The sequence below is a fragment of the Ferrimonas senticii DSM 18821 genome (genome assembly GCF_000422665.1).
GTDB lineage: Bacteria > Pseudomonadota > Gammaproteobacteria > Enterobacterales > Shewanellaceae > Ferrimonas > Ferrimonas senticii.
On sequence record NZ_AUGM01000007.1, the window covers coordinates 206,486 to 226,693 of the forward strand.

A 20,208-nucleotide genomic window follows, 5' to 3' on the forward strand; every position below is an offset into this window, starting at 1 on the left:
TAATTGTTATGCCTGCGCCGGCGCCGTGAACCAATGACGAGTGCGGTTGGCAAACGCCACCAAACTCAGCATCACCGGCACTTCCACCAACACACCAACCACGGTAGCGAGCGCCGCACCAGAGTGCAGACCAAACAGCGCAATCGCCACCGCTACCGCCAATTCAAAAAAGTTCGAGGTGCCAATCATGCTGGCTGGCGCCGCCACATTGTGCGGCAGTTTAAGCCACTTTGCTGACAGATAAGTGACTGCAAAAATACCGTAGCTTTGCAGCAGCAGCGGAATGGCGATCAACACCATCACCAGCGGCTCCGCCAACAAGGTTTGCGCTTGGAAGGCAAACAGCAGTGCCACGGTCGCCAGCAACGACAGCATCGACAATGGCTTGAGCTTGGCAATCACGCCATTGAGTTTGGCCTCACCGGATTTCAGCAGCGCCTGCCGCCACAGCATCCCGACCACCAGCGGCAACACCACGTACAGCAAGGTGGCGATGATCAAGGTTTGCCACGGCACCAAAATATCCGATACCCCCAGCAGCAGCGCCGCAATCGGCGCAAACGCCACCATCATAATGATGTCGTTCACCGACACCTGCACCAAGGTGTAAGCCGGATTGCCTTTGGTCAGTTGGCTCCAAACGAACACCATCGCAGTACAAGGCGCGACCCCCAGCAGGATCATCCCAGCAATGTACTGATCGGCATCGGCGGTTGGCACCAGATCGGCAAACACCACGCGGAAGAACAACCACCCCAGCGCTGCCATGGTGAATGGCTTGATCAGCCAGTTGATCACCAACGTCAGCACCAGTCCTTTAGGCTGCTTACCCACCTGCTTCACCGAGGCAAAATCAATTTGCATCATCATTGGCAAAATCATCAGCCAGATCAGCACCGCCACCGGTAGGTTGATCTGCGCCACTTGCCAACTGGCAACCGTCTCGAATGCGCCCGGCATGGTGCTACCGAGCACCACCCCTAAGCCAATCGCCAATGCCACCCACAGTGACAAATACCGCTCAAACAGCCCCATCTGGCCACCTCAACAACATATGCAAAATCAAATATGCGGCGAATGTTATATATCCGCTTTGCCATATGCAATCACTTATTGTCATCCGCGGATGGTTATTGAGCAATAACTGAACAAGTGGTGACTTTGCGTTTTATTGTGCGATGCACAATATTTAAGCCATCAAGGTGTAATTAACTCGCGCCAGCATCGACTTACCCATCCGCTACAGGGAGTGCCCAACGCAATGGACCATGGATCGTACGATAAATTGCTCAACAGCATGATGCAGTGTAATCAGCACTGGCAGGAGTTACTGCAGCAACAGGGCAAAGACGCCAGCCAAGCGGTATTGCAGCAAAACGCCGAAGATATGCAGCAGGCCTTTCAAGCCGCCAGCGCCCAGCCGCAGGCCTTGTTGGAACAGCAGATGCAGTGGTGGCAAGCGCAACTGAATCTGTTTCAAAACACCATGATGCAGCAAGCCGGACAAGCGGTAGAGCCGCTGATTGAGCCTGAGCGCGGTGATAAGCGTTTCAGTGGTGAGGGCTGGCAATTGCCGTGGTTTGATTACCTTAAGCAATCTTATCTACTGACCGCCAAGCAGATGCAGCACAGCATCGATGCCATTGACGGTTTAGACGACGCCACCCGCGACCGCTTGCGATTTTTCACCCGTCAAACCGTTAATGCGATGGCACCAAGCAACTTCATCAGCAGTAACCCGGAGCTGCTGCAGATGACCCTTGAAAGCGGCGGCAGCAACCTCTGCCAAGGAGCCGAGCAGCTGCAGCAAGATCTGCTGCGCAGTGCCGGTAGCCTGAATGTCAGCATGACCGACAGCGATGCCTTTAGCTTGGGGCAAGATTTGGCCACCACGCCGGGCAAGGTGATCCATCAAACGCCGCTGTATCAATTGATCCAATACGCACCAACCACCAAACAGGTGGCCAAGCGGCCGCTGCTGATCGTGCCGCCGTTCGTCAACAAGTACTACATCCTCGATCTGCGGCCGCAAAACTCGATGGTGAAATACTTGGTCGAACAAGGCCATACGGTACTGATGATCTCCTGGGTTAACCCTGACCAACGTCATGTCGGTGTCGACTTTGAAGATTATGTGGTTGATGGCGTGCTGGATGCGGTCGATAACGCCGAACGGCTGTTGGGAGAGAACGAATTCAACGCCGTCGGCTACTGCATCGGCGGTACCGCGCTAACCTGCGCGATGGCTTACGCCAGTGCTAAGCGACTGAAACAAAAGATCAAATCGGCGACGTTATTCACCACCATCTTGGATTTCAGCCAGCCGGGGGAGCTCGGCGCCTTTATCAATGACACTGTGGTATCGGCACTGGAGCAGCAAAACCGAGAGAAAGGGCTAATGGATGGTCGCCAACTGGCGGTGGCGTTCTCGATTTTGAAAGAGAACAACCTGTACTGGAACTACTACGTCGATGGCTATCTGAAGGGCAAAAGTCCGGTGGCGTTCGATATCCTCCACTGGAACTGCGACAACACCAATCTTAGCGGCCGCGCCCACAACACCATGTTGCGCCGCTTTTACCTCAACAATGAACTGATTGAGGCCGGCCAATTCACTATCCGCGATACCGCCATCGATCTCGGCAAGATCAAGCTGCCCACCCTGTTTGTCTCCACCATCGACGATCATATCGCCCTTTGGCAAGGCACCTATCTGGGGATGCAGCGTCTGGGCGGCGATAAAACCTTTATCTTGGGCGAATCCGGCCATGTCGCCGGTATCGTTAATCCGCCCGGAGGCAAATACCACCACTACCTCGGTAGCGGCAGTGATGAGCTCAGCCCCGAGCAGTGGCTGCAGCAGACCGCCAAGCAAGAGGGTTCCTGGTGGCCAACCTGGATGCAATGGCTGGCCGAGCGCAATGTGCTGGATCCGGTCGATGCTCGCCCCCTCGACAGCAAGTTGGCTGATGCCCCGGGGGATTACGTCAAACAACGGTTAGCCTCAACCATGGAGGGTGCCGCATGAGTTTACTGGTCGGCCAGAGTGCCAGTATCACCAAAGTATTTGGCCGCGACGAGGTTAGCGCCTTTGCTGATCTCAGCGAGGATCGCAACCCGGTGCATCTGGATGCCAACTTCGCCGCGCAAACCCCATTCAAGCAGCCGATTGTCCACGGCATGTTGCTATCCAGTCTGCTTTCAGCCCTGTTGGGGCAACACCTACCGGGTGAGGGCACCATCTACCTTGGGCAAACCCTAAAGTTCGTCCGGCCGGTGTACGTCGGCGATGCGGTTACCGCCACGGTGACCGTCAGCGACATTCGCGACGACAAACCGGTGGTCACCCTAACCACTGAGGTGTTCGACAAGCACGGCAAGCCCTGCGTCCAAGGCGAAGCGGTAGTAAGAGTCTAGCGACCGGTTATCAGTTGTTAGCTGTCAGTTATTAGGGCGTGTTGACGTTTGGTGTTCATAATTTGGTCGAGGATAGCGGCTGTCAATCGAGGATTACGATTGAAGGCATAGTGGCTCTACGTCGAAATCGTATGACGAAGAGTGACAGCTGCTAGTCCGACCCTGCAAGGCGCCCCTTCGTGACCATCGAACAGTAAAATTAACCGACCAAGTTCAATTTGCTGTCAAAAGTGGCCAATAATGGGCGCAAAAATATTCGGCAAAGGTCAACACGCCCTAGTCAGAGCTATTAAGAGCCGTTTGCAGCAGTCGTAGCCGAGAACGGGTTCTCGGGAAAGAGCAGAGCTAGCCCTTGGCAATCGCCATCAACAAAAACGGAGAGCCATTGGGCTCTCCGTTTTTTATCGGCTTAGTTTATCGGCTTGGCGCTTTACTTGGCGCGCTTTGGCTTGATCGGTTTGGCCGGTTTGCCGTTCCAATTGCCTTGGCCACCTTTATTGGCATTTGCCTTGCCAGTAGCGGGTTTGGCGCCATAACCGCCCTTACCAGCCGCCGGTTTGCCTTGGCCCTGACCACTTTTACCGCCTTTGCCTGCGTACGCCGGCTTGCCACTGCCGGCAGCCACTTTGGCGGCGCGACGGGTGCCATCAAACTGCTGCAAACCGGTGTGCTTCGACAACGCCGGTTTACCACGACCTTGATAGCCTTGGCCACGACCACCTTGACCTTCCGCTGGCACCAAACAGTTGGGGCCGCTGCCGATCAGTTTGCCAAGACCGGCACTCTTTAGGCCTTCGCGTACCAATGGCCAACCCTCTGGATCGTGGTAGCGCAGAATCGCTTTATGGATCCGGCGTTCACGACCGCCTTTGGCCACCGGCACCTTGGTCTTGATCGACTGTTTGGTCACCTTATGCAGCGAATCAAACTCGGTGTGCCAAATGGTGGTGGCGTTGGCCAGTGGCGATGGGTAGAAGTTCTGCACCTGATCGAGCTTAAAGTCATTCTGCTTTAGCCAGATCGCCAGATTAGCCATATCCTTAATGGTGGTGCCTGGATGCGCCGAGATGAAGTACGGGATCAGGTACTGCTTCTTGCCCGCTTCTGCCGAGTACTTATCAAACAGCTTCTTAAACTGGTAATAGCTGCCCATCCCCGGTTTCAGCATCTTCGACAGCGGCCCCTCTTCGGTATGCTCTGGAGCGATCTTCAGATAGCCGCCAACGTGGTGAGTCGCCAACTCCTTCACATAGCGCGGATCTTCCACTGCCAAGTCGTAGCGCACACCAGAGGCGATAAAGATCTTTTTGATCCCCTCAACCTTACGGGCTTTGCGATACAGCTCGATGGTTGGGGTGTGGTCGGTGTCCATGTGGCCACAGATATCCGGGTAGATACAGCTGTAGCGGCGGCAGGTAGCCTCCGCTTTCGGGCTTTTACAGCGCAGCTGATACATGTTGGCGGTTGGTCCACCCAGATCGGAGATCACCCCAGTAAAGCCCGGCACCTTGGCTTTGATCTCTTCGATCTCTTGGATGATCGATTCATGGGATCGACTTTGGATGATCCGCCCCTCGTGCTCGGTGATCGAGCAGAATGAACAGCCGCCGTAACAGCCACGCATAATGTTGACCGAAGTCTTGATCATGTCGTACGCCGGGATCTTCTGACCGTCGTACTTCGGATGCGGCACCCGGGCGTAGGACAAGCCAAACACCCAATCCATCTCGTCGGTTTCCAGCGGGATCGCTGGCGGGTTCAGCCACACATGGCGATCACCATGACGCTGCATCAGCGCCCGTGCACAGCCTGGGTTGGTCTCTTGGTGGAAGACCCGCGATGAGTGGGCGTACAGCACCTTGTCGGCGCGCACCTGATCATAAGCGGGCAGCAAGATGTACTGCTTTTCCCATGGCTTAGGCTTGGCTGGTTGCACCTTAACCGCGGTTTCCACTGGGCTGTTGTCGAACTTACTGCCCAGTGAACACCCCATATCGTCGGCACCGTAAGGATTTGGGATCGGATCGATCTTACCCGGGGTGTCCAAGGTGGTGGAATCAAGCCCAGACCACTCCGGCAAGGCGTCTTTAGTTAAGAAGCCGGTGCCGCGAATGTCTTTGATGTCATTGATGTTCTCGCCCGCCGCTAAGCGGTGCGCCAGCTCGATGATCGGCCGTTCGGCGTTGCCGTAGATCAGCAGATCCGCCTTGGCATCGAACAGGATCGAGCGGCGGACTTTATCTTGCCAGTAATCATAATGGGCGATCCGGCGCAGACTGGCTTCGATCGAACCGATGGTCACCGGCACCCCTTTGTAGGCTTCTTTACAGCGCTGGGTGTAGACCATCACCGCCCGATCCGGGCGCTTACCGTGCACGTTGCCCGGAGTGTAGGCGTCGTCGTGACGCAGGCGGCGATCGGCGGTGTAGTGGTTGATCATCGAGTCCATGTTGCCGGCGCCAACCGCAAAAAACAGGTTCGGCTTGCCCAGCTTCATAAAGTCGTCTTTGCTGTGCCAATCCGGCTGATCGATGATCCCAACGCGGAACCCCTGCGCCTCCAACATGCGGCCGACGATCGCCATCCCAAACGACGGCAGATCGACGTAGGCATCACCGGTGATCACAATGATGTCGCAGCTATCCCAGCCCAGTTTCTGCATCTCTTTGCGACTGGTCGGCAGAAATGGCGCCGGCGCCTGTTGCCGATATTTGGGGTAGCTAAACAGCTTGTTTTTCGGGGTTTGGATCATCGATTCACCTCAGTAAAGCCCGCACTGGTGCCGCGGGAGGCGGGATTGTAGCAGAGCACCAAGCCATGTGCGACGGTCAAAAACCAATCAAATCCACAATAGAGTGTAAGCCCCAGCGCCGAACTTGGTCGGCAGTTGATGTGGCTAACGCCTTCGGTTACTGTGCGCGACCTGTTTTTATTTGGAAGCCCAACCCATGAGCCACATCGCCGGTTTTGACTTCGGTACCTCCAACTGCGCCGTCGGCATGATTGAACAAGGCCAACCGCAGCTGCTGCCACTGGCCGCCGACAGCCGTTATCTCTCCTCGACGGTGTACGCGCCACAACCGGAGATGATCGCCGCTTGGGTTGAGCAGCAACTGGCGCAGTCAGGTAACGTCGATGCCTATCGTCAGGCCCGCGCCACCAGCTTGGCCGCCAGCCGCTTTGCCTTAAAGGAAGCCCGCTTGGATGGCTACGGCGATCAACTGGCCTTTGGTGCCGAAGCACTGAAGCTGTACTTGGAAGATCCCGCCGACTGTTTCTATGTGCGCTCGCCGAAATCGTTTTTGGGGGCCAATGGCCTGCCGCAGCGTCAGCAAATTCAGTTTGAAGATATCGCCACCGCGATGATGAGCCACATCGCCACTCAGGTGCGCCAAAGTGGCCGTGGTGAGATGCGTAAAGTGGTGATTGGCCGTCCGGTCAACTTCCAAGGCTTTGATGCCGAAACCAGCAACCAACAGGCGATCGCGATCCTCAGCAATGCCGCTAAATTTGCTGGCTTTGAACAGGTTGAATTTCTGTATGAGCCGATGGCGGCGGGTCTGAGCTATCAGCAGCAACTGACCGAAGAACAGCTGGTGCTGGTGGTGGATATCGGCGGCGGTACCTCGGACGTGTCGATGCTGCAGATGGGCCCGGACTACCTTAATACTCGCGAGCACAGCTCGCTGGTGCACGGTTTTGCCGGTGAGCGGATTGGCGGTAACGATTTCGATATCGCCCTGAACTATCGCGGGTTGATGCCGGCTCTGGGACTGGGTAAAGAGTTAGCGCAGGGACGATCGATGCCGATCAAACCGTTCCTCAATGCCGCCAGCATCAACGTGCTGCCAGCACAAACCGAGTTCTACAGCTTGGATACCTTGGTGCAGCTGCGAGAATACGTGCGTCAGCCGGGACTGGAGATGCTAAACGGCCTAATCACCCTGCAGCGCGAGCGTCTGACTTACCGTCTTAGCGCCGATGCCGAACAGGCCAAAATTGCCCTCAGTCAGCAGGACAGCGCCACGGTGGATCTGAGCTACCTGTGGGAAGGCCTCAACAGCAACGTCAGCACCGACACCTTTGCCGAAGCCAGCGAACGTCTGCTTAACCGCATTGCCGCTCTGGCGGATAAGGTGATCGCCGATGCCGGCCGCCAGCCGGATCGGATCTTTATCACCGGCGGCAGCGCCAATTCACCATTGATCACCGGATTCCTGCGCCAACGCTATCAGGTGCCCTTGGTGGCCGGCGATAACTTCGGCAGTGTCACCAGCGGCCTCACCCTGTGGGCGCAGCGAATTTTTGCTTAAGCCTGAGCGCAAACAACAAGCCCCGAGACTAAAAGACTCGGGGCTTTTTCGCTCAGTAATTTCGTTTACCGGTGACAACACCAGGTGACCAGCGCCAGCAGCGGGAAACTGAGCAGTATCGCCATCAACAACCAACACCATAGCATCGCTTGGTACTCCTTGTGATCGCCGTTTCCGATAGCAAATTTTGAACCAGTAAAGCGGCGATATGCGCTCCTCTGGCCAATATCGCCCCATCAGTATCTGCTGTTTATGGCACTGAAACGCTGATCGACATCAATCAGTGAAACAGACGATGCTGATCAGTCAGCAACGTTAACGCCACATGAGCAATTAAGCAGACAACCAAGCTCAATGCGGCTAGCACCGGCATGCTGTAAAAAGTGGCAAAAATAACCCAGAGAAATTCCATTGCTTGCACTCCTTGCTAACAGAAAAATCGTTGGCATCAGAGTCAGTGGCACAGCAACTCAAATCGAGATTGGTCTAGCCAATTAACCCTGATTCACGAGCTCACTATGGCTCAGTCAGCAATGCTAAAGCATGATCTAGCTCGGCTTTTGAATTAATAATAGCGTTCTTGAATTGAATTTAAGTTAATGATTTTTCGAACTTAAATTGAAAAAAGTTGTTTTATCTTAATACTGTCATTGGCGCCCAACTGACTCACAAACTGGATTCACACCGACGCCAATGAGTCACCAAATCGCAAGCGCATATCGGCGCAATCTTGCGCTTGCGAGCTGATTTGTGGGAACAGAGCATACTGTTCAATGGTACCAACACGGCGAAATCCCAACTTTTGTAAAATATGGATGCTAGCAGCATGGGCATGATGCGGGTGAGTGCGCACCTCGCCAACACCACGCTGTTGCAACCAAAGCAGCGCATCAGCACAAGCTGCTAATACTATTCCCTGTCCGCGGTACCTTTGGGAGATACCAAAGTGAAGCTCGGCGTAGTCATCATGCAGTACAAAGGTCAACAAACCGATCACCTGATCATCACTGGGCAACGCAATCGCCAATGGCAACACCTTCGGAGTCGCCTGCTGATAAGCCAGTAAAGCTCGCGCAATCACCCCCTCGGTCTGCCGCACGTTACCGTGGCAGGGGCTGCTAAGATATTTAGCTGAACTGGAACAGCCTTTGTAGTTTGCAAACAAGGCCCTGGCATCATCTTGACGCAGCGGCCTGATCCGATAACTGGGGCGTTCAATCTGCATCACCAACTCCATTTGGCTGCGGAAAAACCTACGATAGCAGTTGTGCCAACTTAGCTAAAAACCGTTCGCGCACCTCGGTCATCAACTGGAACGACAGGTCATGCGCCAGCACCACTTCACCACGGCCGATGCTGCTGTCGCCCATCAGGTGGGTCATCTCATGCTTAAGCATGGCGTCGTCTACGTCCGCCACCTGTTGTTGCTCTGTTGCGGTTAAATCAGCTAAACCAAAGTGCTCAAAGATAAGATTTTGCAACTGCGCTTCGGCCGCCAAAAACTGGGGCATTTGGCTTTTGACTGGACGGGTCACATCCCCCATGTAGGCTTCGGAGCCATCATGCAGCAGACAAGCCAATTGCACTCGCAGGGAATAACCGCGAGCCTCGGCCTCTACCGCACAGGCGATGGAATGCTGGCCAACACTGTAAAAATGGCTGAAATGGCCATTGGCGCGACACAGCAACGACAAGCTGTGAGCGATATCGACCGGGGCGATCTCATCATCGCGGGGATCCAGCGGCCAAAACTGCACGCCGCTGTATGTACGAATAAATTTACCTTGTCTCATCCTAGCCTCCACTACTTCGAGCGCTGCAAACAACAACGCCGTGTGTCGCAACACACGGCGTCTTATACCAATTCGCTTGAGTAAATGGCCTATCTAGTGCGAAGGAGAAATCTCCTCAATCAAGGCACTCAACGCCACTGCTAGTGGCTCTACCAGTAAGTTGAGTAACGCAGAGTGAGGCGATTTAAACCAGCAATAGTGATCAGATATTTAAGTGAATTGGTATCAATTGCGTCGTAAGCAGAAGTTATCGGCTTCTGGTAGAGACCCTCACGCCCTATTCATGAGGTTATACGATGCGCGCCAAAGTCTACCCATACAGGTGTCAGCAAGCAATCAGTCGCTAGCCCGCTCTACCCCCACTTGCCAAAACTGCTGCGACAACTCCGCTTGTTTGGTCGCAAGCCGTGACATGTTTTGGCCTTTGTTCACCATCAATTCGGTCTCTTGCTGGTTCTGTTCGGCCATCTTATGCACCTCTTGCACGGCGTTAGAGATCTCTGCCGCCACCGTCTGTTGCTGCGACATCGCCGCCGCCGTGGCAATACTCATGGCATTGATGTGATCCAGCGCTTGGCGCAACTCGGCAAAGGCAGCATCCGCCTCGCTGGTTAACGAGACCGTGGCTTTGGCGGTGCTGGCGCCAGCACTCATCGCTTCACTAGCCTGGCGACTGGCCAGTTGAAACTGACTGATAATAGTTTCAATCTCTACCGTAGAATCGGCGGTGCGCTTGGCTAAGCTGCGCACTTCATCCGCTACCACCGCAAAGCCTCGACCCGATTCCCCCGCTCTGGCGGCTTCAATCGCGGCATTCAATGCCAGCAGGTTAGTTTGTTCGGTGATGGCGCGGATCACATCCAACACTTGCGCCACCGCCGCGCTGTCACGTTCAATGGTGGAGACCGCCGTGGCCAATTGCTCGACCTCGTCACTTAATGCCTCTATCGATTGGGTGACTTTGGCCAGCACCTCACTGCCCTTAGCAGCACTAGCTTGGCTCTGCTGCAATGCCGATGCTACGCTACCGGCATTGTTGGCCACTTCGGTGAAACTGACGCTCATCTCCTCTACCGCGGCGGCCGCCGTTGCGCTCTGGCCGCTGGCATTTTCCGCCAAAGCAAGGCTCGATTTAACCGTGTCACTTAATTGCTCGCTTAACTGATTTAACGACACCGCAGAATCGGCAACCCGCCCCATCACCCCTGTCATCTCTGAAGATAAGAAGGTCAGCGCCATCTCCAACTGGCCCAGTTCATCACGGCGGCCGGTATACACCGCGGTCGCTAACGGATCATCGATCACGGTGCGCGAACGCGCAACGAGTCCCATGAGTGGCTGTAACAGCCACGCCATGAGCGCGGCACTGAATAGCACCCCAGCCATCCCGCCCCACAACGGCAACCACGTATTGAGTAACATCGTGGCAAAAGCACCAATACTGGCGGCGGTAATTAAGCGGCCGCAAAAACCCAGCTTGGTGGGAGTTATCGCTCTGGGAGTTTTACCTTGGTTGATCGCCTGATAGAGTTTGTCGGCGCGTTCAACGTGTTGCGGCAATGGCCGCCGTCGCACCGATTGATATTCGTGGATCTGGCCATCTTCTTTGACCGGATTAACGTACGCATGCACCCAATAGTGATCGCCATTGGCACAGCGATTTTTGACGATGCCAATCCACGGCTTACCCTGCTGAATGGTCTGCCACATCATCCGAAATGCCAGTGCCGGCATATCGGGATGGCGAACGATATTGTGCGGTGAGCCTTGAAGTTCCTTTACTGAATAGCCACAGATTTCGGCAAAATCCGGGTTAGCAAACTTGATCACGCCATTCGGATCGGTGGTCGACAACAAGATCGCATCGGCAGGATACTCACGTTGTTGCGGGGTGACGGAGTGCGCTTGCTGCATCAGAAGGACTCTTAAATTTGGTTCGATTAGTATGCCAATTTAGCTTAATTTTCAGGTCTATTTTGCTATTCAGATCAGTTTCTTGCTGTCGTGCGCAAACTGAATTCGCAAGCGCCCAACAAGCTATCAGTTAGGCACTTAAGTGCAACTTAACTAAAGCGAGGGGCGCACCCCCAGCGCGTGGCAAATGGCATACGACAATTCGGCACGATTAAGGGTGTAAAAGTGAAAATCCGACACCCCCTCTTTGGCTAACACCTTGGTCATCTCGATCGCCACATTCGCCCCCACCAGTTGCCGAGTGGCGGCGTCATTCTCTAGGCCATCAAACAGATGATGCAGCCAGTTAGGCACCCGGATCTTGGCAAAATCGGCAAACTTCAGCAGTTGCTGATAATTGGTCACCGGCAGGATCCCTGGAACGATCTCAGCATCGATCCCCGCCGCCGCACAGCGATCGCGAAACCGCAGGTAGGATTCAACGTCAAAGAAGAACTGGGTAATGGCACGACTGGCACCGGCGTCAACTTTGCGTTTTAAGTTGAGTAGATCCGCCTGCGCGCTGCGGGCTTCCGGATGCACTTCCGGATAGGCCGCCACCGAAATCTCAAAGTCGTGCTCAGATTTCAGCAGCGCCACCAGATCGCTGGCGTAGCGATTGGGATTGGGCTGACCGGCTGGAACATCACCGCGCAGGGCGACGATATGACGTACCCCTTGTTGCCAATACTGCCGAGCCAACTGCCGCAGTTCCTCATCACTGGCATCCACCAAAGTCAGATGCGGCGCGGCTTGCAGCTCGGTTTCTTGGTGAATGCGCTCAATGACCTTGTGGGTGCGATCCCGTACCCCAGAGTTGGCCCCGTAGGTCACCGACACAAACGATGGCTTCAACGGCGACAAGCGTTCGATCGATTGCCACAGGGTTTGCTCCATCGTCTCCGAATTCGGTGGGAAGAATTCAAACGAGACATTAATATCCCGCAGGCTACACAGCCCTTCATTTAAGGCTTCGATCTGTTGCGCATGGTGAAACGACATAACTTCCCCTCAGGCCGCTAAGCGGCGGCAAATTGCGACTAAATCCGACTGCACCGCCGCGGCGGTCACCTCGCGCCCTGCTCCGGGGCCTTGGATCACCAAACCATTGGGGTAGTTGCGGGTACGCAGCACAAATTGATTGTCCCCCGCCGGCAGGGTGGCCAATGAGGAGTCCTGCGGCAGCGCCTGCAACGACACCGACGCTTGAATCTGCCCATCGCTGACCGTCAGCTCAGCAACATAACGAATGCACTGCTGACGCTGCTGCGCCTCAGACAACGCTTGCGCCAAGGGTTGATCCAATTGGCTCAGCTCACTCAGGCATTGTGGCAGCGGCAAGGCCGCCAACGCCGGAGGCACCAACGACTGCAGCTCGATATCGCTCAGTTCCAGCGGCAATCCCAGCTCCCGCGCCAAAATCAGCAATTTACGCTGCATATCCACCCCGCCGAGATCATCCCGTGGATCCGGTTCGGTAATGCCTTGCTGACGAGCTTGCTCGACCAGCTGCGAGAACGGTTGCGCGCCATCAAAGTGGGCAAACAGCCAACTTAAGGTGCCGGAGAAGATCCCACTGATCGCTTCGATCTGATCGCCGCTGCGGCGCAGATCATCGATCGCGTAAAACACCGGCAAACCGGCGCCCACAGTGGCGTTATAACGCCATTGCGACTGCTGTTGTTGCTGCAGTTGCTGATAAGTCGCCAATGCCCCAGAGCCGGCTTGTTTATTGGCGCTCACCAGATGGATGCCGGCCTCAAGCAACTCAGGATAATGTGCCGCAAAGCCATCACTGGCGGTCAGATCCAATAGGATCAGCGGCTGTGGCAATTGCTGTAGCTGTTGTAGCAGCTGGTTAAACTGATAGCGTTGCGCCTGATCAGCAAAACCTTGCTGCCAGTTATCTGTGACGATCCCCTGTGGTGCCAGCCACGCCTGCTGCTGGCCTAAGATCGCCACCACTTCAAGATCCACCGCCAGCTGCTCGGCTAAGATCCGTTGCTGCGCGGGAAATTGAGTAAGCCAAGCGCCGCCAATGTTGCCTTTGCCGACCACCACCACGCCGATCGACTGGCGATCGCCGCCGCAACGACCATGCAGTTGCGCCGTCACCGCTGCCACCTGCTCACAGGGCAGCAAACTGACCAGCGCCAAGGATTGCTGTTGCAGTGGCCAGGCGCTGTCGGGCAGATGCTGGCTAACGTGCTGTGCTTGCGCTGCCAGCCCCTCGCCGACCAACGCCACCAAGCCGAAATCGTGACGCAGCGTCAGCGGCTGCAAGAAATGGTGTTCCAGCGCCTCCAGCGCTAACAGGCTGTGCTCTTCGGTCAACACCAAGGCTTGCTGCTGCGGATAGCACGCCAATACCGTTAAGCCAATTTCGCTCAACAGCTGCTCCGCCAACTCCACTTGCTGTGGACATTGCAGTACCGCAACGCGATCGATGCTGGTAACGATCGGCTTACTGGCCACCGCCCCCGTCACCACCGTGGTATGCGGTTGCAGCGGCGCAAAGCTGGAACGCAGGCTTAATTGCACCGCCGCCGAACCGTCGCCCTTGAGAGGCTCTAGCGTGCGCGGGTGCAACACCGGTGAACCAAGCTGCGCTAACCGTTCCGCCACCGCCAGCGACAATGTCGGCAGCAGCTGCGCCTGCGGCAGTTGATTGGGATCGCCATCGTAGATCCCCGCCACATCACTCCAGATGGTACAGCGCTGCGCCCCAGCAATGGCCGCGATCGCCGTCGCCGAATAATCCGAGCCATTGCGGCCCAACAGCTGCAACTGGCCGCTGTTATTGCAGGCGATAAAACCGGTGATCACCAACCGCTGCTGCGGATATTGGCGCTGCAGCGTCGCCAATCGTTGTCGGCTCGAACGCTGATCCGGGCGATTAAGCAGATCGACCTCAAGCAATTGATCGGCGTCGATCGCTGTCGCCGCCGCGGCAAACTGCCGCAATAACGCCGCCAATAACCGGGCTGACCATCGCTCGCCAAGGGCGATCAGCGCCGCTTGGCTGCCGCAATTATCGCTGCCGGTTAGCTGATTCACCTGCGCCAGTTGTTGCGCCAACCAGTCACAATCCAGCTGCAGTTGCAGTGATAAGCCATCGGCTTCGACGATCAGTAATTGCTGGATCAGCTGTTGTTGAAATTGCTGCAACTGCGCTAATGGCTCAGCCACGAAGCCACCGCTGCGAGCCACCCGGCGCAAGCGCAATAGTCGGTTGGTGGTATCGCCAGCGGCGGAAACCACCACCAGATCATCGGCTTCACTGTGATCGAGGAGGATCTGCGCAACCCGCCGATAGCCATCGGCATCCGCGAGGCTAGAACCGCCAAATTTATGCAGGCTGAGACTCATCGGCGGCCTCCTTAGTTAGCAGGGCCACCGCATCCAAGGCGTGGCGTAGATCGTTCAATAGATCCTGCGGATCTTCGATCCCCACCGATAAGCGGATCAGGCTATCGCTGATCCCCGCCACTTGGCGTGCTTCCGCGCTCATCGCCGCGTGGGTCATGGTCGCTGGATGCGCCACCAACGATTCCACCCCACCCAAGCTCTCCGCCAAGGAAAACAGCGTCAGCTGCGATAACAAGGCGCGTACCTCGGCTTCGCCACCATGCAGTTCAAAGCTGAGCATCGCCCCAGGACCCTGCTGCTGCGCTTGCGCTAACTGATGCTGCGGATGGCTGGCCAAGCCCGGGTAATTCACCCGCCGTACCTGCGGATGTTCATTCAGCAGCTGCGCGACCGCTTCGGCGTTACTTTGGTGCTGTTTAATCCGCAGTGGCAAGGTACGCAGGCCGCGCAAGGTAAGAAAAGAGTCGAACGGCGCGCCGGTGATCCCAAGGCAGTTAGCCCACCAAGCCAGTTGTTCGGTTAGCTCAACGCTGTTGGCGATCACCGCGCCGCCAACCACATCGGAATGGCCATTGATGTATTTGGTGGTGCTGTGCACCACGATATCGGCGCCGAGGCTCAGCGGCTGTTGCAGCACCGGTGATAAAAAGGTGTTATCGGCCACCACCAACGCGCCGACCTGATGCGCTTCGGCGGCAACCTTGGCGACATCCACCAGTCGCAGCAGCGGATTAGAAGGGGTTTCCAGCCACACCAACTTAGGCCGTTGTGCCAGCGCCTCGGCCAGTGCGGTTTGATCGTTTTGATCGACCACCAGCAGCTCAAACGCGCCCTTATCCGCCAGCGAGGTAAACAACCGATAGCTACCGCCATAACAGTCGTGCGGCACCAGCAGTTTGTCACCGGGGCGCAGCAACGCGGTACAGAGGGTGATTGCCGCCATGCCGGTGGCGGTGATCACCGCGCCGGCGCCGCCTTCCAATTGCGCTAGGGCGTCGGCCAGCGCGGTACGAGTTGGATTGCCGCTGCGGGCGTAATCGTACTGACGCGGCTGACCAAACTCAGCAAAGGTGTAGTTACTGGATAGATAGATCGGTGCTACCACCGCTCCATATTGGCTATCACTGTCGATCCCTTCCCGGGCGGCGATGGTGGCAGATTGACGCTGACTCATGACGAACTTCCCTTGGCTACAACTGACTATTAATTCACCGTAGCGCACAAGCAAGAAAGGCGTCAAGACGTTTAGCCGTCTAAACGTATAAGTATCAAGATGGCAATCATTTGACCTTTTTATCGATGCCGTTAAAATCTGCCCATTAACAGTATTTCTAGGTGATTCGATGACTATCGAGTGGAACGGCGACTACATCAGCCCATACGCAGAGCACGGCAAAAAAAATGAGCAGGTGAAAAAGATCACCGTCTCTATCCCATTAAAAGTGCTAAAGATCCTGACCGACGAACGCACCCGTCGTCAGGTGAATAATCTGCGCCACGCCACCAACAGCGAGCTGCTGTGCGAAGCCTTCCTCCACGCCTACACCGGCCAGCCACTGCCAGAAGACAACGATCTGCGCAAAGACAAGCCGGATGCGATCCCAGCCAACGCCCGCGAAGTGATGACTGAACTGGGGATCAACTGGGAAAACCTCGACGACTGATCGAGAACGTTTCTGACACTCATAAAAAATCCGCCGTAATTCGGCGGATTTTTTGTTGTTAACTGCGCTGCGATCCCAGCAGTAGTGCCAGTTCCGCGGCGTTCGCTACCGCCATCTTGGCGAACAGATTACGCCGATGGATCTCCACCGTCCGCTGCGCCAGATGCAGTTCAGCGCAGATCACCTTATTGGCTTTGCCCGCCACCACCAGCGGCAGCAGTTGCGCTTCCCGTTCGGTCAGCAGCGCCAATTTTTGCTGCAACGCCTGCTGCTGGAGGTGTTGCTGGGCATGGGTTTGTGCCCACTGCTGCGCCGCGGCGATCGCCGTTAACAGCCGCGCCGGTGCCACCGGTTTTTCCAGAAAGTCCAACGCCCCAGCTTGCAGGGCTTGCACCGCTTTCGGTACCGAGCCATAGCCGGTAAGAAAAATCAGCCCCAAGCTTGGATGCAGCTGCCGCAACTGCTGTTGTAGCTCGAGCCCATCCAGCTGCGGCATATTAATGTCCAGCACCGCCACTCCGACCGCCTGCGGCGGCAGCGCCGCTAACAAACTGGCGCCATCGCTGAAGCTTTGACTGTCGATCCCCTCTGCCGCCAGCATCCAACTTAACGACTCCAGCAGATCTGGCTCGTCATCAACCAAATACACCATCATTGGTTTGTCCCCTGCAGTGGCAGATTCAATTCAATCCGCAGCCCTTGTTCTAAGGCGATCGCGCTGATCTGACCTTGGTGTTGATCGATAATCCGCTTACAGATCATCATCCCTAATCCGAGCCCCTGCGCTTTGCTGCTACCAAACGGCTGGAACAGCCGCGCTAACGCCTCTGGCGTCAAACCATGGCCGTTATCGGCAACACTCAGATGAAGTCGCCCCTGCTGCTGCCACAGCCTTAGACTGATCAATCGCTGCGCTGGCGCCATCTCGGCCATGGCATCAATGGCGTTGCGCAGCAAGTTCACCAACACCTGCTGCAACAGCAGCGGATCGCCAACGATCGTCAGCGGCTCGGTGAGCTGATTGGCCAACTGACAACGGCATTGATGCCGTTTCAGATCCGCCACCATCAGCTCCAAGGTTTCCAGCACCAGCTCTTGCGGTTGCAACGGCCGATGGCTGCCGCGCTGCGCGGCAAAGTGACGGAATTTGTGGATCAACTGACTGGCTTTGTCGCTTTGACTGGCGATCCGCGCCAAACCCTGATCGAGCTGCTGCTGATTGCCCCGCTGCAGCTGACTGCGACAGCCCTGCACTAAATAACCGATGCTGGTCAGCGGTTGGCTTAATTCATGAGCCATCCCCGCCGCCATCTCGCCGGTCAGCAGCACTCGCTGCGCTTGATAAAACGCCTGTTGCTGCTCTTGCAGGCGCGCTTGGGTCTGCTGATGCTCGGCCATCTCATCGCGCAACTGCTTGGTACGCTTGGCTACCTGCGCCTGCACTCGGCGATGATGCAGGTAACCCAAAAACAGGATCAAGGCCGCCAGCAGCAGCCACGGCAACAGCCGCCAAAATAGCGTGCGCCAATCCGGCGCAAACGGCCATTGCTGAGTTTCTCGCAGCAGTTGATAAACCGCCCGATCGTCTACCGGCACCGTCCACTGACTGTATTGCCCCTGCTGTGACGCCCGCTGCTGCTTGTCTAGCTGCAACAATGCCCGCACCACCACGGTGGCGTCCTCATTAGGAACATGCCCCAGTTTCGACAGCATAAAATAGGGATACAGCCGCGAACTGACGCCACAGGGAAAGCCTGCCGGTCGCTGATCTAGCAGCACCTGCAACTGCTCGCTGCCGCTAACGCCTTGTTGCTGCATGCTCTCCAACAAACAGCTGGGCAAGATCGCCACGTCGGCATCCCCCGCCAACAGCAACTTCAGCAATTGCCGCTGCGGCGTGCCGACAAACTGCAACTGCTTAAAGAACTGCATCGGCTCGGCACCACGCTGGCTCAGCTCCGGCCACAGGGCGATGTAACCGCCGAACGCTTGTGGTGATACCGACACCGCCCGCAGCGATCGCAGCTGTTGCCAATCGTCGATCGGCCGATCACGGCGGCCAACCAAGGCCGAACCGATCGCTTGCTGCGCCGAGGCCGACCACAACGGTCTGGCGGTCAGTAGTTGGCTAGCACCGAAACGCTCTTTGTACTGCACCGATTTGACTGAGTTTTGAATGACGAAATCGATCTCACCCGCTTCCAGTCGCCGCTCCAACTCCGGCAGTGGCAACGCCAGCAACTGAAACTGCAGCGCGCCGCTGTGCTGGTTGAGGTGATCAATGGTCGCTTGCCAGCGCTGCTGTACCTGCTGTGGATGGTCGAACGCCGCCACGCCGACGGTGTAGTCCGCCGCCAGCACATTAAACGGCAACAGCATGGCCATCAGCAGCATCGTCAGCCAGCGCATTGGGAGGCTCATAAGTAACGTTCGACTCCACTGGAGAGCAACTGTTCACCGCGCTCATTTAAGGTCCAGATCGCCTCAACGTGAGACAGTGATTCCACCAAGGCGTGCGCCTCCAGTAATGGCAGTAAAAACAGGGTGGTCGACAGCGCATCGGCGTCTTGATGGCGATCGTTTAAGATCACCGATACCGACACCAGCCCTTGCTTCGGGGCGGCGCTGCGCGGATCGATGATGTGATGATACTCGACCCCATCCACTTCGAAATACTTTAGATAGTTGCCGCTAGAAACCACCGTTAGATCGTGACCACGGATGATCTGCTGATAGATCCCCTCGACGCTGTCACAACCGAAATTTTCATAATTGGATTTTTTGCAAAGCGGATCTTCAATAGCAACCGTGAACGGCCGCGCGGCCGGATGCTGCCCCAGATGACGTACGTTGCCACCGGCGTTGATCACCACATTGCGGGCACCGCCGGCTTGCAGTTGCTCCAGCACCCGCTCCACCATCCAGCCTTTGGCAATACCGCCGAGATCCAAGCTCATCCCCGCGGCTAGGCGAATGGTATTGGCGTCACGATCCAGTGCGATCTGGCTGATGTCGATCCGCTTGGCTGCTGCCGCCAGCGCCGCGGCATCAGGCAACTGACATAGCTCGCCGCGCTCACAGGCAAAACGTTGCTGACGCCACAACTGCACTAACGGCCCCATGGCGATATTGAAATGGCCAGAGGAACGCTCCGCCCAGTCGATCCCTTCAGCGATCAACGCCGTCAATTGCGGATCAATCTGATGCAGCGCGGTCGGATCGTTGTTGATCGATTTAATGTTCACCACACCATCGTAGGTATCGTAATCCGACGCCAGCTTATGGATCTGTTCGATGCTATCGAGGCTTTGGCACAGCAGCGCTTCGCCATCGGCCAAGGGATCGTACAACCGAATTGAGATCGAGGTGCCGAAGTAGTTGAGGGTGGTCAGCTCCAGATAATCGGTATGCTGCGCCAGCATCCCCCGCTGCTGGCAACGGCTTAGCGCCTCCGCCGACGGCTGCACCCACTGATCCACCACCGCATCATTGGCCTGCAACGGCGTGGTGAGCAATGGCAACAACAGCAGTGCCAGTAACGATTTTCCCCAGCTTTTCATGGTGATTTTTTACCTGTATTCGAAACTCGCCAATATGTGACCAGATCTGCAGTTTCGGCACCATTGCGGAAAACCACTAATGGCAGCGGCAAAGCCGCTATTTAAGCTGCTTGCATAACCACTTATGTAGCCCAAGGTG

At 56.2% G+C, this 20,208-nt stretch carries 16 protein-coding genes and 1 riboswitch; of the genes, 4 read left to right on the forward strand and 12 right to left on the reverse strand.

Annotated elements, in window-relative coordinates:
- Positions 1-6: 6 nt before the first annotated feature.
- Positions 7-1,035, reverse strand: coding sequence for an ACR3 family arsenite efflux transporter (arsB, locus tag G506_RS0106380; RefSeq protein ID WP_028116134.1), 1,029 nt, complete (start codon positions 1,033-1,035; stop codon positions 7-9).
- Positions 1,036-1,261: 226 nt separating this feature from the next.
- On the opposite strand from arsB, the gene phaC reads away from it, so the two are divergent.
- Together phaC and G506_RS0106390 are read left to right on the forward strand one after the other, a co-directional pair.
- Complete coding sequence (gene phaC / locus G506_RS0106385; RefSeq protein WP_028116135.1) at positions 1,262-3,028, forward strand: class I poly(R)-hydroxyalkanoic acid synthase; 1,767 nt, start codon at positions 1,262-1,264, stop codon at positions 3,026-3,028.
- Positions 3,025-3,417 (forward strand): MaoC family dehydratase, encoded by a 393-nt coding sequence (locus G506_RS0106390; RefSeq protein WP_028116136.1) that lies wholly within the window; start codon positions 3,025-3,027, stop codon positions 3,415-3,417. Before phaC ends, G506_RS0106390 begins: the two co-directional genes overlap by 4 nt.
- Positions 3,418-3,847: 430 nt before the next feature.
- Here the strand turns inward: G506_RS0106390 and G506_RS19055 are convergent, their stop codons facing one another.
- Entirely contained in the window at positions 3,848-6,169 is a 2,322-nt protein-coding gene (locus tag G506_RS19055; RefSeq protein WP_084631212.1) for a YgiQ family radical SAM protein, read from the reverse strand.
- A gap of 196 nt (positions 6,170-6,365) precedes the next feature.
- Between G506_RS19055 and yegD the strand changes: the two genes are divergently transcribed.
- On the forward strand, positions 6,366-7,730 hold the full coding sequence (gene yegD / locus G506_RS0106400; RefSeq protein WP_028116137.1) for a molecular chaperone: 1,365 nt from the start codon (positions 6,366-6,368) through the stop codon (positions 7,728-7,730).
- Positions 7,731-8,010: 280 nt separating this feature from the next.
- Here the strand turns inward: yegD and G506_RS21240 are convergent, their stop codons facing one another.
- The 7 genes from G506_RS21240 to metB form a co-directional block, all read right to left on the reverse strand.
- Complete coding sequence (locus G506_RS21240) at positions 8,011-8,142, reverse strand: hypothetical protein (RefSeq protein ID WP_276197523.1); 132 nt, start codon at positions 8,140-8,142, stop codon at positions 8,011-8,013.
- Positions 8,143-8,409: 267 nt separating this feature from the next.
- The gene (locus G506_RS0106415; protein ID WP_028116138.1) at positions 8,410-8,955 is read right to left on the reverse strand and encodes a GNAT family N-acetyltransferase; all 546 of its coding nucleotides are present in this window, start codon (positions 8,953-8,955) and stop codon (positions 8,410-8,412) included.
- A 28-nt stretch (positions 8,956-8,983) separates the two neighbouring features.
- Complete coding sequence (locus tag G506_RS0106420) at positions 8,984-9,523, reverse strand: hypothetical protein (RefSeq protein ID WP_035387089.1); 540 nt, start codon at positions 9,521-9,523, stop codon at positions 8,984-8,986.
- Between the two features lie 217 nt (positions 9,524-9,740).
- A riboswitch (purine riboswitch) is annotated at positions 9,741-9,840 on the reverse strand.
- Positions 9,841-9,859: 19 nt separating this feature from the next.
- A complete protein-coding gene (locus tag G506_RS19060) occupies positions 9,860-11,437 on the reverse strand; it encodes a methyl-accepting chemotaxis protein (protein WP_035387090.1) in 1,578 nt (525 codons plus the stop codon).
- Positions 11,438-11,590: 153 nt separating this feature from the next.
- Positions 11,591-12,478 carry a methylenetetrahydrofolate reductase gene (gene metF / locus G506_RS0106430; protein ID WP_028116140.1) on the reverse strand — a complete coding sequence of 296 codons (888 nt, stop codon included), beginning with the start codon at positions 12,476-12,478 and terminating at the stop codon, positions 11,591-11,593.
- Between the two features lie 9 nt (positions 12,479-12,487).
- Positions 12,488-14,845 (reverse strand): bifunctional aspartate kinase/homoserine dehydrogenase II, encoded by a 2,358-nt coding sequence (metL, locus tag G506_RS0106435; RefSeq protein ID WP_028116141.1) that lies wholly within the window; start codon positions 14,843-14,845, stop codon positions 12,488-12,490.
- Positions 14,826-16,019 (reverse strand): cystathionine gamma-synthase, encoded by a 1,194-nt coding sequence (metB, locus tag G506_RS0106440; RefSeq protein ID WP_028116142.1) that lies wholly within the window; start codon positions 16,017-16,019, stop codon positions 14,826-14,828. The genes metL and metB overlap by 20 nt, the downstream gene beginning before the upstream one ends.
- Before the next feature lie 169 nt (positions 16,020-16,188).
- On the opposite strand from metB, the gene metJ reads away from it, so the two are divergent.
- Positions 16,189-16,509 carry a met regulon transcriptional regulator MetJ gene (gene metJ / locus G506_RS0106445; RefSeq protein WP_028116143.1) on the forward strand — a complete coding sequence of 107 codons (321 nt, stop codon included), beginning with the start codon at positions 16,189-16,191 and terminating at the stop codon, positions 16,507-16,509.
- A gap of 58 nt (positions 16,510-16,567) precedes the next feature.
- Here the strand turns inward: metJ and G506_RS0106450 are convergent, their stop codons facing one another.
- The 3 genes from G506_RS0106450 to G506_RS0106460 are packed head-to-tail and all read right to left on the reverse strand — an operon-like array spanning position 16,568 to position 20,069.
- Positions 16,568-17,164, reverse strand: a complete 597-nt coding sequence (locus tag G506_RS0106450) for a response regulator transcription factor (protein ID WP_028116144.1) — start codon at positions 17,162-17,164, stop codon at positions 16,568-16,570.
- Positions 17,161-18,930: a sensor histidine kinase gene (locus tag G506_RS19065; RefSeq protein ID WP_084631214.1), complete on the reverse strand. Its 1,770-nt coding sequence runs from the start codon at positions 18,928-18,930 to the stop codon at positions 17,161-17,163. The genes G506_RS0106450 and G506_RS19065 overlap by 4 nt, the downstream gene beginning before the upstream one ends.
- The gene (locus tag G506_RS0106460; protein WP_051201957.1) at positions 18,927-20,069 is read right to left on the reverse strand and encodes an FAD:protein FMN transferase; all 1,143 of its coding nucleotides are present in this window, start codon (positions 20,067-20,069) and stop codon (positions 18,927-18,929) included. The genes G506_RS19065 and G506_RS0106460 overlap by 4 nt, the downstream gene beginning before the upstream one ends.
- Between the last annotated feature and the right edge of the window lie 139 nt (positions 20,070-20,208).

What these genes read in the sequence shown, in the direction of transcription:
- metL (WP_028116141.1), bottom strand. Translation starts at nt 14,845, where the DNA reads ATGAGTCTCAGCCTGCATAAATTTGGCGGTTCTAGCCTCGCGGATGCC.
- G506_RS0106390 (WP_028116136.1), top strand. Translation starts at nt 3,025, where the DNA reads ATGAGTTTACTGGTCGGCCAGAGTGCCAGTATCACCAAAGTATTTGGC.
- metF (WP_028116140.1), bottom strand. Translation starts at nt 12,478, where the DNA reads ATGTCGTTTCACCATGCGCAACAGATCGAAGCCTTAAATGAAGGGCTG.
- G506_RS0106460 (WP_051201957.1), bottom strand. Translation starts at nt 20,069, where the DNA reads ATGAAAAGCTGGGGAAAATCGTTACTGGCACTGCTGTTGTTGCCATTG.
- phaC (WP_028116135.1), top strand. Translation starts at nt 1,262, where the DNA reads ATGGACCATGGATCGTACGATAAATTGCTCAACAGCATGATGCAGTGT.
- G506_RS19065 (WP_084631214.1), bottom strand. Translation starts at nt 18,930, where the DNA reads ATGAGCCTCCCAATGCGCTGGCTGACGATGCTGCTGATGGCCATGCTG.
- G506_RS0106420 (WP_035387089.1), bottom strand. Translation starts at nt 9,523, where the DNA reads ATGAGACAAGGTAAATTTATTCGTACATACAGCGGCGTGCAGTTTTGG.
- metB (WP_028116142.1), bottom strand. Translation starts at nt 16,019, where the DNA reads ATGAGTCAGCGTCAATCTGCCACCATCGCCGCCCGGGAAGGGATCGAC.
- G506_RS19055 (WP_084631212.1), bottom strand. Translation starts at nt 6,169, where the DNA reads ATGATCCAAACCCCGAAAAACAAGCTGTTTAGCTACCCCAAATATCGG.
- G506_RS19060 (WP_035387090.1), bottom strand. Translation starts at nt 11,437, where the DNA reads ATGCAGCAAGCGCACTCCGTCACCCCGCAACAACGTGAGTATCCTGCC.
- G506_RS0106415 (WP_028116138.1), bottom strand. Translation starts at nt 8,955, where the DNA reads ATGCAGATTGAACGCCCCAGTTATCGGATCAGGCCGCTGCGTCAAGAT.
- metJ (WP_028116143.1), top strand. Translation starts at nt 16,189, where the DNA reads ATGACTATCGAGTGGAACGGCGACTACATCAGCCCATACGCAGAGCAC.
- G506_RS21240 (WP_276197523.1), bottom strand. Translation starts at nt 8,142, where the DNA reads ATGGAATTTCTCTGGGTTATTTTTGCCACTTTTTACAGCATGCCGGTG.
- G506_RS0106450 (WP_028116144.1), bottom strand. Translation starts at nt 17,164, where the DNA reads ATGATGGTGTATTTGGTTGATGACGAGCCAGATCTGCTGGAGTCGTTA.
- yegD (WP_028116137.1), top strand. Translation starts at nt 6,366, where the DNA reads ATGAGCCACATCGCCGGTTTTGACTTCGGTACCTCCAACTGCGCCGTC.
- arsB (WP_028116134.1), bottom strand. Translation starts at nt 1,035, where the DNA reads ATGGGGCTGTTTGAGCGGTATTTGTCACTGTGGGTGGCATTGGCGATT.